General features: G+C 48.5%; 11 protein-coding genes. 10 read left to right on the top strand and 1 reads right to left on the bottom strand.

Annotated features, from left to right (window positions below; all coding sequences use genetic code 11):
• Window positions 1-44 precede the first annotated feature (44 nt).
• The 5 genes from PLA01S_RS11755 (at window position 45) to PLA01S_RS11735 (ending at window position 6,842) form a co-directional block, all read left to right on the top strand.
• On the top strand, window positions 45-1,424 hold the full coding sequence (locus PLA01S_RS11755) for a helix-turn-helix domain-containing protein (RefSeq protein WP_127592392.1): 1,380 nt from the start codon (window positions 45-47) through the stop codon (window positions 1,422-1,424).
• 41 nt (window positions 1,425-1,465) lie between these two features.
• The gene (locus tag PLA01S_RS11750) at window positions 1,466-2,833 is read left to right on the top strand and encodes a transcriptional regulator (RefSeq protein WP_127592391.1); all 1,368 of its coding nucleotides are present in this window, start codon (window positions 1,466-1,468) and stop codon (window positions 2,831-2,833) included.
• Between the two features lie 166 nt (window positions 2,834-2,999).
• Window positions 3,000-4,229, top strand: a complete 1,230-nt coding sequence (locus tag PLA01S_RS11745) for a CynX/NimT family MFS transporter (protein WP_127592390.1) — start codon at window positions 3,000-3,002, stop codon at window positions 4,227-4,229.
• Window positions 4,230-4,513: 284 nt separating this feature from the next.
• Entirely contained in the window at window positions 4,514-5,743 is a 1,230-nt protein-coding gene (locus tag PLA01S_RS11740) for a chromate transporter (protein WP_127592389.1), read from the top strand.
• 166 nt (window positions 5,744-5,909) lie between these two features.
• Window positions 5,910-6,842, top strand: a complete 933-nt coding sequence (locus PLA01S_RS11735; RefSeq protein WP_127592388.1) for an NAD(P)/FAD-dependent oxidoreductase — start codon at window positions 5,910-5,912, stop codon at window positions 6,840-6,842.
• A 149-nt stretch (window positions 6,843-6,991) separates the two neighbouring features.
• On the opposite strand, the gene PLA01S_RS11730 is transcribed toward PLA01S_RS11735, so the two are convergent.
• The gene (locus tag PLA01S_RS11730; RefSeq protein WP_127592387.1) at window positions 6,992-7,291 is read right to left on the bottom strand and encodes a hypothetical protein; all 300 of its coding nucleotides are present in this window, start codon (window positions 7,289-7,291) and stop codon (window positions 6,992-6,994) included.
• A gap of 149 nt (window positions 7,292-7,440) precedes the next feature.
• On the opposite strand from PLA01S_RS11730, the gene PLA01S_RS11725 reads away from it, so the two are divergent.
• The 5 genes from PLA01S_RS11725 (at window position 7,441) to pulA (ending at window position 13,383) form a co-directional block, all read left to right on the top strand.
• Window positions 7,441-7,827, top strand: a complete 387-nt coding sequence (locus tag PLA01S_RS11725; RefSeq protein WP_100537931.1) for an antibiotic biosynthesis monooxygenase family protein — start codon at window positions 7,441-7,443, stop codon at window positions 7,825-7,827.
• Window positions 7,828-8,016: 189 nt separating this feature from the next.
• The gene (locus PLA01S_RS11720) at window positions 8,017-8,997 is read left to right on the top strand and encodes an AAA family ATPase (RefSeq protein WP_127592386.1); all 981 of its coding nucleotides are present in this window, start codon (window positions 8,017-8,019) and stop codon (window positions 8,995-8,997) included.
• Between the two features lie 13 nt (window positions 8,998-9,010).
• A complete protein-coding gene (locus tag PLA01S_RS11715; RefSeq protein WP_127592385.1) occupies window positions 9,011-10,117 on the top strand; it encodes a DUF58 domain-containing protein in 1,107 nt (368 codons plus the stop codon).
• A complete protein-coding gene (locus PLA01S_RS11710; protein WP_127592384.1) occupies window positions 10,114-11,418 on the top strand; it encodes a DUF4129 domain-containing protein in 1,305 nt (434 codons plus the stop codon). The genes PLA01S_RS11715 and PLA01S_RS11710 overlap by 4 nt, the downstream gene beginning before the upstream one ends.
• Window positions 11,419-11,430: 12 nt before the next feature.
• The gene (pulA, locus tag PLA01S_RS11705) at window positions 11,431-13,383 is read left to right on the top strand and encodes a type I pullulanase (RefSeq protein WP_127592383.1); all 1,953 of its coding nucleotides are present in this window, start codon (window positions 11,431-11,433) and stop codon (window positions 13,381-13,383) included.
• The last annotated feature ends 8 nt before the right edge of the window (window positions 13,384-13,391 follow it).

Raw genomic sequence — 13,391 nt, 5'->3', positions numbered from 1 at the left:
ATGTAATTACTAATATTTGGGTTGCCATCTGGGGGTGTTGTTACTTGGAGACGACAGCCACGATTCGCGGAGAAATTGTTAGATATTTGCAGAACCATCGTATGACGATTAACCAATTTGCCAGGTTATCGGGCATCAACAGTGGAACACTCAGTAATATCATAAATGGCAATCGTCCCATGTCTATGCACCAGCTAGACCGGATTACCGAAGGTATGGGTCTGGAAGATGGACATTTCTATGAACTTTATATAACGGAGAGCATTTTCCATACGACTCCCGACTGGCGTAGGCTTGGACCTTTTCTGGGGCGATGTGCGGAGCTGGATAAACTGGATTGCTTGCATAGAGCAGCACGGATGACGATGGAAAACCTCAATTATGGGCCAATGCTTTTTGAAATGGCGGAGGAATTATTCAACAGGGAGAAATATAAAGCGGCGGCATTGTTGTATGAATGTGTGGCTGAAAGTGAAAAGTTCCAGCATTCTGAAAGGCTTGCATTATGCCAATATCGTCTCTTTGTAATGGAGTTAAGTGACAATGTTGAAGCTAATTTAAAACTGGCAGTATCTTTTGAGCATTATATTGACAGGTTAGAGGATGAATATCAATTAGATGCCTATAGAAAACTTATAAATGTAAATGCCTCTATTCAGCGGTGGGACACTATGGAAGTACTGGCTAGAAAAATGGGTCGTAAAGCTAGATTACAATATAAGAACAACTGTAAATTCGCGATTATGAGTGATGGACAGGAAAAGCCCGTAATTTTTTACATACTCTATTCATTTCTAATTCAAGCGAATGTCCGTCGTGAAGCAGGAAATTTTGAGGAAGCTTTAAGTTATTTGTCTATGTATGAAAACCCGGATTGGATAAAGGCGCCTTCCGATCAGGAAAAAATAATAATTAATCAGTTTAAAGAATGGGCAAGAGCGAATCGATACTTATACAGGTTAATGTCTGGACACTCTGACGTTCTTGTTGAATATGTAAGCTATGTTGAATCCAGAACAGATGAGATTTTTACTGCCTTATGCAATATTGCAGTAGCTGCTAATCGACATCGCTTCAACATAGATCATATTCTGGAGAAGTTTAAAGAGTACCAGGCATATAAACCACAACGAAGCCGACTCGGCAAGATGAGTGAGCAAGTAACGATGAACCAATACGCTCGCCTCCTTACTGAGCTAGGAATATACTATTTGAACTCCAAAAAATTTAATCGTGGTTTAACTTTTATTGTAGATAGTTTGGAGTATTCGATAAGAATCAAAAGCGACAGAGGGATGCTGCGGTGCATGGGAATCTTCGAGCAGTTCCGTCAGTATTCATCCGAGGAAATACAGAAACGATACAAAGATTTGATTAGCGATGTTCAAAAATTATCCGTGTATGCTTGGAGCCCGCTTGTGTAAGGGGAAATGCTAATTAAAGATTTTTCTGGGGGTGTTGTTACTTGGAGACGACAGCCACGATTCGCGGAGCAATAGCTAGATATTTGCAAGAACATAGTCTGACAATTAATCAGTTTGCGAAAATATCAAAAATAAACAGTGGATCTTTAAGCGGCATACTTAATGGAAACCGTCCAATGTCCATGAATCAACTGGATCAGATCACCTCCTGTATTGGATTTAGAGAAGGTCACTTTTACGATAAATATATTTTTGAATGTATATTTCATGTTACCCCTGACTGGAGGCGACTAGGAGCTTTTCTTGAACGATGTGCAGAGTTAGATAAACTGGATTGTTTACAATTAGCTGCTCGAATGGCAATGGAAAACATTACTTACGCACCGATGTTATTTGAAATGGCGGAATCATTCTATAACGGAAAAAAATATAACGCAGCCGCCGCTTTGTATGAATGTGTTGCTGAAAGTGAAAAGTTTCAACACTCTGAAAGGCTCGCCCTTTGTCACTACCGTCTCTTTTTACAAAGATTAAGTGATAATCAAGAATCTAATTGGCAGGCTGTTGTGTTATTTGAGCCGTACATTGAACGGTTGGATGAAGAGTATCAACTTGCAGCATATGTAGAGTTAATAAATGTCAGCGGTTCATTGGGTCAGTGGGATAAAGTGGATTATTTAGCTGTAAAAATGGGATCTAAAGCCATGACTAGATATCAGAATCAAAAAAATGAGTACCCAGGTAATCATCCATTAGTTTTTTATATCTTGTATTCATACTTAGCTCGAGAAAATAGTTATAGTGAACGTGGGAATTATGAACAAGCTTTGTCCTATATACGGTTATACGAAAGTCCTGATTGGATTACAGACCCTACCGAAGATGAACGTAGAGTCATAAAGCAGTTTAGTGAATGGGCTGTAGCCAACCGATACTTGCACTCCATATTGGCCGGAGACTATAACGTTTTGCCTGATTATGTGAAATACATCGAATCAAGAGAAGATGAAATCTTTGTAGCACTGTGTCATATTGTACTCGCAGCAAATCGACACCGGCTCAATGTGGATTATATACTTGAACGTTTTAAAATGTATCTCACCTACAAACCTCAGAAAAACCAAATCAGTAACATTAATGAGCATGTCACATTAAATCAATACACTCGCCTCCTCGCCGAGTTAGGGATATACTATTTAAATGCTAAACAGTATGATCGGGGGTTATCCTACATCCTGGACAGCCTCGAGTATTCGATCAGAATCAAAAGTGATAACGGGATGCTGCGGTGCATGGGCATCTTCGAGCAGTTCCGTCAGTACGCACCCGAGGAAATACAGAAACGTTATAATGAATTCATTCGCGATGTCCAAAAATTATCCGTTTACGCTTGGAGCCCGCTTGTGTAGGGCTCTATACGTGCGTCTACAGGTTAATGTACATCGCTGAATAAGCGCCAGACTGGCCCTAAAAGCTGCCATGAAGCTTCCCGAGGCTATAGCCTAATATTCGGGTTTGTGATAAACTCGGATAAGTTTATTTTTACATATCGCTTGAAAGTAAGGAGTTCATGTCATGACATCAAGAACATCAATAGATCAAAACACAACTTCCACTGGGCGCACATGGATGATGTTTGCAGGTATTATCCTGATTGCCATTAACCTGAGAGCGGCGATTACATCGGTCGGCCCGCTGATCGGGATCATCCGCGACGATACGGGAATCTCGAACACGTTGGCGGGTATGCTCACTACGCTGCCGCTATTAGCCTTTGCTTTATTGTCGCCAATGGCACCGGCCATGGCTAAAAAATGGGGGCTGGAGACTACTCTTTTACTAAGTATGGTGGTGCTGACATTCGGCATCGGCATCCGCTCGATATCATCCCCTTATACACTGTTAATCGGTACCGCATTTCTCGGAATGGCTATAGCTGTTGGGAACGTGCTGCTTCCAAGTCTGGTCAAGCGGGATTTCCCGCGGCATATCGGATTGATGACGGGTACGTACTCTGCCTCGATGAACCTGCTCGCCGCGATCGCATCCGGGATCAGCGTTCCACTGGCTACCCAAGCAGGCCTTGGCTGGCAAGGATCCCTATTAATCTGGGGTTCATTGTCCGTGTTAGCCCTGATCGTCTGGATCATCCAGCGCCGGAGCTCCGGAGGAACCGCTGAGGTCAGTTCGACCGCTACCAAACATCAGAGTGTGCTGAGGTCACCGCTTGCTTGGTACATTACTTTATTCATGGGACTTCAATCGTTTACGTTCTACGTGAATATCTCATGGCTGCCCGAGATTCTGAGAAGCCAAGGCATGGATTATAGTGCTGCGGGATGGATGCTCTCGATTCTCCAATTTGTCAGCCTGCCATTTTCCTTCATTATTCCTGTTCTGGCTGGCCGGAATCCCAATCAGCGTATGCTGGTGACGATCTCTGCATTGTCCATGCTGACCGGATACGCAGGCTTATTTTCCGGTATGACTTCTTTGAATCTGCTATGGGTGATGCTGGTAGGTATTTCTGGCGGGGCGAATTTCAGTTTATCCCTGATGTTCTTTACCCTTCGTACGAAATCGGCTCAAGAAGCTGCCGCTTTATCCGGTATGGCCCAGTCGCTGGGTTATTTATTGGCTGCTGTAGGTCCGTTGCTCATCGGGTTCCTGCATGATGCGACAGGAGGATGGAAGGTGCCTCTGGCAGTGCTGTCTGCCATTGTCCTTGTATTGTTCATCTTCGGTTTTGGCGCAGCGAAGCCAGGTTATCTCTCCGTGCCGAACGAAACGAAGCCGGAGGCTTAAAGGTATAGAGGTCACATTATAGTGACGCATACAGTAAATATGATCATAAGAGCGATCCATGGACATAAGTTCTGTTGGGTCGCTCTTTTTTTAGAGCATGTCCGGTTTTCACTCGATAGCATTCAAAAAATTCTATAGATTTTACATAGCGTTTACATAAATGGGTAGATTGACAATGAGGACTTGATATACTCTGAAATTTGATAAAGATGATCTGTATACCTAAGGGTGAATGGGTTACGATTTCTATTACATGACACCAAGCATATGGGGAGCGATGAATATTGAATCCGGAGACAGAGAAAGAACAAGTTCAAACTCAAGTTGGCAATAGGCAGCCCTCTGGCAGGTGGCGTGCCCTCGGCGAAACCTGGTGGACCGCTCTGCAGCTGGGGCTCACATCGTTTGGCGGACCGATCGCACATCTTGGATACTTCCACCAGACTTATGTGCGCCGCAAGCAATGGTTGGACGAAAAAAGCTATGCGGATCTGGTGGCCCTGGCCCAATTCCTTCCCGGACCCGCCAGTAGCCAGGTGGGTATTGGTGTTGGGATGATGCGAGCGGGGATATGGGGCGGTATCGTCGCCTGGCTCGGCTTCACATTACCGTCCGTGCTCATGCTTATGATCTTCGCCTATTTGATGCAAACCTTCGATCCCGGCTCGGCAGGCTGGATTCAAGGGCTGAAAATTGTTGCAGTGGCCATCGTGGCGCAAGCGGTTCTGGGTATGGCAGGAAAGCTGGCCTCAGGTCCTGTAAGGGCGGGTATAGCGTTAATAGCCATGGCCGTCGTTCTGCTGTGGCAGAGTCCCGTTTCTCAAGTGACGGTCATTGCTCTTGCCGGCATATCGGGACTGTGGTTGTTCAAGCGTCAAGCAAACGAAGAGGCAGCACCCGAGATCAAGATGCCGATCGGACGCAGAGCCGGACTCTTTTGCTTGGGCATGTTTGTCGTGTTATTAGTGGGTCTGCCGCTCCTTAAAGGGCTGACCGATAATGGTTGGGTAGCCATTGTGGACAGCTTCTACCGAGCCGGATCGCTTGTATTCGGCGGAGGGCACGTCGTTCTCCCGCTGCTGGAGAGTGAGACGGTGCTGAACGGATGGATGTCCAAAGAGGATTTTCTGACGGGTTACGGAGCAACACAAGCTGTACCCGGTCCGTTATTTACTTTTGCCGCTTACCTTGGGGTCTTGATTCAGGGGATACCCGGAGGTGTCGTTGCTATACTCGCCATCTTTTTGCCTGGCTTTCTGCTCATCGTAGGGGCCATGCCGTTCTGGAACAGCATCCGCAGAAACCCTAAACTGCAAGGCGTGCTGACAGGCATGAATGCGGCAGTGGTCGGAATTCTGCTGGCCGCTTTGTATCATCCCATATGGACATCCTCCATCCATAGTCCGCTTGAATTTGTGATCGGCGCCGGTCTGTTCGGGATGCTGATGTTCTGGAAGAGCCCTCCGTGGCTTGTTGTGATTACCGGTGCATTAGCCGGACAGCTACTCCTGTGATTCATTGATTTTTAGACCTCGGCGCAATGCGCCGGGGTCTATTTGATTTTTCAGGAGTAAATCACGGCGGATTGGTTAAATATTTAGGGTGTACCTCTCTTCTTGAAAATCTTGATGCCAAGAGTTCCAGCCTTAATTCGATATAGAAATGAGTGGATAAACCTACATGTTGGATACCGAAGTGAAAGATTGCATTATCATCGGCGGCGGAATTGCAGGTCTGCAGGCGGCTATACAGCTGGGGCGGTATTCTGCCTACGATGTCCTGGTGATCGACCGGGGAACGGGGCGTTCCACCATATGCAAGAGCTACCGCAACATCCTCGGATGGCCGGATGGGGTATCTGGTGAAGAGCTCAGGGGGCGGGGACGTCAGCAGGCGGAGTCTGTCGGCGTTACGTTTGCAGCCGATGATATCCGGAAAGCGGAACGGGATGAAGCGAAATATTTTGTGTTAACCGGTAAAGACGGCGTTCAATACAGGACCAAAACCCTGCTGCTTGCAACAGGCGTGATGGACCGTTTTCCCAAGCTTCCAGGATTGATGTCCACGCTGGGCACATCCGTCTTTGTATGCCCCGATTGCGATGGTTATGAAATTCAGGATCGAAAGACCGTCGTGATGGGATCGGGCGATCCCGGTGCCAGCATGGCCGTGCTGCTATCGGAGCGGACCAAGGATATCATCTACATCAATCATGAGCGGGAGCCGGCTTCTTCCGAGCATATGTCCCAATTGGCGGATCTCGGGATTCCGTATATAGAGAAAAAGGTGTCGGAAATTCGTGAGGAGGACGGCATCCTATCGGCGGTCGTGTTGGAGGATGGGAGCATCGTGCCCGCGGAGCGGGGCTTCATATCTTTTGGCGGGAATATGATCTATTCCGAATTGGCCGATCAGCTGGGGGCAGAGCTGGAGCACAACCGGCATGTCAAGACCGATCCAAGGTCCAAAATGACGAGTGTCGAGCTACTCTGGGCCGCCGGTGATCTGGGCGTTCATTCCGAATTAACCACCGTGGCGATGGGAGAAGGCGCAACGGCTGCGATCTGGATTAACAAGACACTAAAGAAGATGACTAGCGGAGCGGTTACATGATGCTATAGAAAAAGAAACAGAACCATTAGAAAACCTCGGTACGATCCAATCGATGAAGCATTCTAAAAAACCCGCCTGATCAGACACGGCATGAGCGAGAACGGCCGGCGGATCAAGGCGGGTTTTGTTAAATGTACGCCGATCGGCATTTACAGACCGAATCGGGTGATATGCTCATCGAGCCTATACTTATGCAGTAATTCGGTTTGCTTGGGACCGATCAGATCAAAGTGCGGGTAAGGTTGGCGGTAATGGATATATTTCGGATTAAGCCCGTTGGATACACACCAGTCCTCAAGGCGCTGGATGTTCGAGCAGCCTACTTTGGTTACGGTATGGAACTCCGGAAACCGCTTGTCGTACCAATAATGGGTCAAAAAAGCGATGTCTCCTTGCGCGACCTTCTGCTTCCATTGCTGCAATTCCTGTCTCGAGATGCCGAATGCCATGTTTGTCTCATCCTTATAAGTGTATTCATGCTTCTCATTATATCAGCATATACTTGACTGCACCTACTTGTTTTCCTAGCATGGCGCTGCCAAATACAAGCGTTATTTTTTACCGTTGATCGGATGGATATCGAAGAGGGGGATACGATATGATACTGGAATCAGCGATACTTTATATCAAACCGGGGCTGGCAAGCGAGTTTGAAAGTGTCTTTCGGGAAGTTTCCGGCGTTCTGTTAACGAAAAAGGGATATGTAAGCCATGAGCTTCACAAGTGCGTGGAGAACCGGGATGAATATATATTCCTCGTCCGTTGGAGCGGTATTAAGGATCGCCTGATCGGCTTCCGCGGACATCCGGATTATAAGCTATGGACTGCGTCTCTGGAGCCGTTTTATGCCCGGCCGCCTGAGGTTAGGCATTATATCGATATCCGGATCGATAGCCGCGAGCAGGCTGAGGCGGAGCTGACGAAACTATTGATCCCTGAAAGCGGGACAGATTCAGCTTCCCATGAAGAAAGGACGGCAGAATAATCAGGGCTTAAACATATCAGGTCATACGTCAATAGGGTGCATTCTCGGAAGCTGTCCTTGGACAGCTTCTTGCCGTATTTGAAAGGACGGGGGAGCCGAATATCCAGCAATCGGTCTTATTTTGTCCCGAATAACAGGAATTATGGGATGTCATGACGAACTTTGTTGTAAAGTTAAACTACATAAGGGGTGGTTACAATCACTATAGATTATCATGGCGTTCGCCGTCTTGCCGACGACATTCGGGCAAACGTTTCCAAAGTTATGGTAGGTAAAGAGCAGCTGATTGACAGACTGTTTATTGCCATGGTCACTTCAGGTCATGTTCTGTTGGAAGATGTGCCGGGTACAGGTAAGACATTGCTGGCCAAATCCATCTCGAGGTCGATTGATTGCACGTTTAAGAGAGTACAATTTACGCCGGATTTGCTGCCGTCGGATCTGAGCGGCATTTATTTCTATAATCAACAATCCGCGACGTTTGAATTCCGATCGGGGCCTCTGTTCACGAATATCCTTCTAGCCGATGAAATCAACCGGGCGACACCTCGTACGCAGTCCAGTCTATTGGAATGCATGGAGGAACGCCAGATCAGCATTGACGGGGTAACCCATCAGCTGAAAGAACCGTTTCTGGTTATCGCGACGCAGAATCCGCTGGAACAGCAAGGAACGTTTCCGCTGCCGGAGGCACAGCTGGATCGCTTTCTGTTCAAACTGAATATGGGATACCCTACCTCAGAGGAAAGCGTGAATATTCTGAAGCGATTTAAAGAGGAGCAGCCCTTGGAGTCTCTAATGGCGATTGCAACGTCTGAGCGGATCGTACAAGCCAGACATATCGTCAGCAAAGTACATGTCAGTGATGAGATGTTATCCTACATCGTTGCGCTTTCCGAGCATTCAAGACGGGATGAAGCGGTTGCCTCCGGCGTAAGCCCAAGGGGCTGCCAAGCATTATTGAAGGCTGTGCAGGTACAAGCCGTCCTGAAGGGCAGGGAGTTTGTTACCCCTGATGATGTAAAAGATTTGGCTGTGCCGACATGGGCGCACCGGTTGAAGCTTCGAGGGACGCTCCACAGCCGCGGCGGCGCTGCCGCGGCGGAAGAAGTGATCGAACGGCTGCTGCAGCAGGTTTCCGTACCGACAGAAGAAGGCATTTCGTCGTAGGGGGCGGATTGCTATGGGAGCCTACTGGATATTGTTAATCGCCGCTGTGGTCGTAGTCGTGCAGGGCAAGCTTTTCAAACGGATGGCATTGAAAAGGCTGAACTACAGCCGTTCCTTTAAGGTGTCTACCTGCTATGAGGGAGATTCCGTGGAATTGATCGAAATCATTGAGAACCGCAAAGCATTGCCTGTACCCTGGTTAAGGGTAGAATCCCAATTTCGTTCGGGACTGGCATTTGATAACCAATTGAACCTGGATATCAGTGAGGGGCAATTCAATCAGAACCACAAGAGCTTCTTCAGTCTTCTGCCTTGGACCAAAATCCTTCGCAGACATCGGATTATCGCTAAGCGCAGAGGTCTGTACAAGCTGGGTACGGTATCGATGACGACGGGTGATTTGGTCGGAATGGAGTCGATTGTCCAGAGCAAGACGTTGTCCGGTGGAATTATCGTGTACCCGATGCCGATGGATGTGTCGGACATGGCCCTCCCGGTCCAGACTTGGATGGGCGAAATGCTGGTCCGAAGATGGATCTTGGAGGACCCTTTCCTGATATCGGGCGTACGCGAATATCGCGACGGCGATCCGCTGAAGGATATTCAATGGAAAGCGACCGCACGGACGGGCACGCTGCAGGTCCACAGGCGGGATACCACAGCGGACAGCCGACTCTTGATCTATCTGAATATAGAGGATCATGAGCAGATGTGGAGCAAAGCGACGCGGCCTGAGCCGATCGAGTATGGCATCCGTCTGGCGGCCGGCATTACAGCTCACTTATTGTCGCAGGGCATGGAGATCGGAATGGGGACAAACGGAACGCTTGGCGAGGATTCAACCGATGAAGCATTCGTCCCGGTTGCAGGCGGCATGACACAGCAGCATCTGATATTTGAAATGCTGGCGAGACTGGAGTTGACCCGAAAGGCTTCTTTTCATGATTATCTGGCCTCTGAACTGTCCCGGCATGAAGAGGCAAGAGATATCCTCATTCTAAGCACTTACGTCAGCCCCAGACTGGAAGAGATGTTTCAGCGTTTTCGGGACCATGGGCACACGATTCAGGTATTTCCTCTCGGTGAAGTGTCGTCTCCTGCGAAGGAGGTGTCTGCATGACCTCTCGAGACACTGGATTTATAACAACGTTCTTGCAGGGATTCGTGGAATGCGTGCTCTATTTCCCGGTACTCTTTATTCCGGCGTTCTATCTGCTGCCTGAATCGTACCGATGGATATGGCCTGCCCTAGTATTAGGCGGGTACTTACTTGGCTATACAGGTGCGCAATGGTTCAAGCTGGATCGTCAGTTTAAGGCAACCTTATGGGCTTGCCTGGTTTCCATTGCGGTATCCATCGCATTTATAGGCGTCGATATTACCCTAGCTTATTTTATCCCCTTGATCTTTATTGCCAGTTATCGCGGAAGCCGAATGGAGCAGGTAAGCTGGAATCTGATGTTTCCGGGGACGTATTTCTTAATCGGTTTGATTTTGTACGGGGTCAGCAGTTTCATATTAAGTTTCATGGATTCGTTCCGTGGTGGAATATCTTCTCTGACATGGATGGGGGCAGCCGCGTTAGGATTGACCCTGTTGATTATCAATCGGCAGTTGGTGTTGGATGAGACCCTGCCAGGCAATGATCAGCCCGTATTGGAACGGCGCGTGCTGCGCTACAATCGCTGGTTTATCATCGTATTGCTGCTTCTTGTTGCGGTCGTCGCTTTTCTACCGCAGCTGCAGCAATGGGTCTCTGATATGGCGCGGGGGATCGCTGCATGGATCTCCGGATGGTTCGCTTCCGGAGCGGAGCAGGCCCCGGAGCCGCCTTCGATGTCGGAGCCTCCGCCCGAAATGTCATTTCTCGATGAAGAAACCAAGCCGCCGAGCCCATGGATGAAAGTATTGGAGCAAGTGCTGATCTATGGCGTGTTCACCGTTATAGGGATCGGGATACTGTATGTTCTATTCAGGTTTGGCAAAATACTGCCTAAGCTGTATAGAAGATTCTCTGCATGGATGAACAGGATGATGAACAGACAGAACATTCAACCCTCGCTAGGTTATGAGGATGAAGTGGAGAATATTGAACATGACCCGGCATCCAAGCGGCTAAAACGGCTGTTGTCCGGCATGCGTATCGGTGGAAAGTTTCGGGCGGGAGAAGGATCGGAGCATTTGAATGAGAAAATTCGCCAAATGTATCGCATGATACTTTCCCGAAGCATCAGGGAAGGCTATAATTGGAAAGCGTCGCTAACACCGCGGGAAACCGAAAGCGATCTTAAGGAATGGGACGGGCGGAAGGAACGTATTCCACAATCCTTGATTGAGCTTTACGAGGAAGCCCGCTATGGTACCCGTACCATCACGGAAGAAGAAGTTGAACAGGTACGATTGGATAGGAAGCATACATGAGGAGTGAACATCTTGTCGGTACAAAAAGAAAGCAACGCTGTTATTCACTACGGAGATCCCGCGGTCACCGGGGGAGTCTCCGTCTTTGATAAGGAATTTGACAAGCTATTTTATTACGATGGAACGGATCTGGGTTTAACTTACCAACCTCAAGAGTCCACGTTTCGCCTGTGGGCACCGACGGCTAGTGAGGCATACGTTCTGCTCTATCCGGATTGGCAGGCAGCAGAAGCCCGGCGTTTCGCGATGACTCGTGATGTGAAGGGAACTTGGCTGCTGAAAGTAGGAGAAAACCTTCAAGGCATGTTCTACACCTATCAGGTCCTTATCGGGGATCAATGGAACGAAGCTGTCGACCCCTATGCCGCCGCTGTAGGCGTCAATGGGGATCGTGCTTACATCTTGGATATGGCCTCGACCGATCCAGAACAGTGGACAGAAGACAAACCGCCATTCCATAGTCCTCTAGATGCCGTGATTTATGAACTGCATGTTCGTGATTACACCATTCATCAAGACAGCGGAGTTAAGTTTAAAGGCAAGTTTAAAGGTCTGGCGGAGACAGGTACCCGAGGTCCCGGAGGGATTCGTACAGGGCTTGATCATATTGTCGAGCTTGGGGCCACCCATGTGGAGCTGCTCCCGATCTACGATTTTGCAACGGAAAGCGTGGACGAAACCAGGCTTGATGAGCCGCAGTACAATTGGGGATATGACCCGAAGAACTACAATGCTCCCGAGGGTTCGTATGCTACGGATCCGTACGTGCCGGAGGTTCGGATTCGTGAACTGAAGCAGCTGATTCAGACATTCCACGATCAAGGCCTTCGAGTCATTATGGATGTGGTGTATAACCATGTATATGACGGGTATCTGATCAATTTCACGAAGCTGGTTCCCGGATATTACCTGCGCTATACGAAGGACGGCAAATTCTCCAACGGATCCGGGTGTGGTAATGACACGGCATCCGAGCGTCCGATGATGCGGAAATTCATTGTGGAATCCGTTCTGCATTGGGTGAAGGAATACCGGGTTGACGGTTTCCGATTTGACCTGATGGGATTGCTGGACGTGGAGACGATGAATGAAATCCGGGCGCGCCTGGACGAGATCGATGCGTCGATCATCACGATCGGCGAAGGTTGGGTCATGAATACCGAGCTGGATGAGAGGAAGCGAGCGAACCAGCAGCAGGCAGCCGTGATGCCGCGTATCGCTCACTTTAACGACGGATTCCGCGATGCGGTCAAAGGAGATATTTTTCATTTTGATTATAAAGGCTTTGTGAGCGGCGGAGATGGATTTGAAGACAAGGTGAAGCAAGGCATTGTGGGCGCCATTCCGTATTCCAAAGATATCAAGGCGTTTGCTTCCGAGCCGGATCAGTGCGTAAACTATGTGGAGTGTCATGATAACCATACGCTATGGGACAAAATTATGCTGTCGACCAAAGGGGAGAATGATGCCTTACGCCGCGATATGCACCGGCTGTCATCGGCCATGATTCTGACCAGTCAAGGCATCCCTTTCCTGCACGCTGGTCAAGAGTATTACCGTTCCAAGAACGGAGTGGAGAACAGCTACAATGCTAGTGATGAAGTGAATCGGCTGGACTGGGGTATGGCATCGGAGCACCAGGATGGTGTGAAATACATTCAACGGCTCGTTCAGCTCCGCAAGCAACATCCAGCATTCAGATTAAGGGATACCGCGTCGATTCGTAAGCATCTTCACTTTGAACGATGTCCTGAGCATACTGTCGCTTACACGCTTCGTGATCATGCGGGCGGTGACCCACAGAAACATATCTATGTGCTCTATTATGCCGCACGGAGAGAGTCCTCCCTGGTTTTGCCTGAGCTGGGCGAATGGAAGATTCTGCTTGGCGAAGAGCATATTACGCGTTTAACCGGGGATTCCCTTGTTGTAAAAGGGATCGGTGCGGTTATCTTATCCTGTTAAATCTATAC

Origin of the sequence: Paenibacillus lautus NBRC 15380, from assembly GCF_004000945.1 — a bacterium.
Lineage (GTDB): Bacteria > Bacillota > Bacilli > Paenibacillales > Paenibacillaceae > Paenibacillus_AQ > Paenibacillus_AQ lautus.
The sequence above is the reverse complement of the archived record's forward strand: the minus strand, read 5'-3'. Positions and strand labels throughout refer to the sequence as shown.

Bases quoted from the DNA above. Each gene is read 5' to 3' on its own strand.
- PLA01S_RS11745 (WP_127592390.1), top strand. From the start codon at position 3,000: ATGACATCAAGAACATCAATAGATCAAAACACAACTTCCACTGGGCGC.
- PLA01S_RS11735 (WP_127592388.1), top strand. From the start codon at position 5,910: ATGTTGGATACCGAAGTGAAAGATTGCATTATCATCGGCGGCGGAATT.
- PLA01S_RS11730 (WP_127592387.1), bottom strand. From the start codon at position 7,291: ATGGCATTCGGCATCTCGAGACAGGAATTGCAGCAATGGAAGCAGAAG.
- PLA01S_RS11725 (WP_100537931.1), top strand. From the start codon at position 7,441: ATGATACTGGAATCAGCGATACTTTATATCAAACCGGGGCTGGCAAGC.
- PLA01S_RS11715 (WP_127592385.1), top strand. From the start codon at position 9,011: ATGGGAGCCTACTGGATATTGTTAATCGCCGCTGTGGTCGTAGTCGTG.
- PLA01S_RS11710 (WP_127592384.1), top strand. From the start codon at position 10,114: ATGACCTCTCGAGACACTGGATTTATAACAACGTTCTTGCAGGGATTC.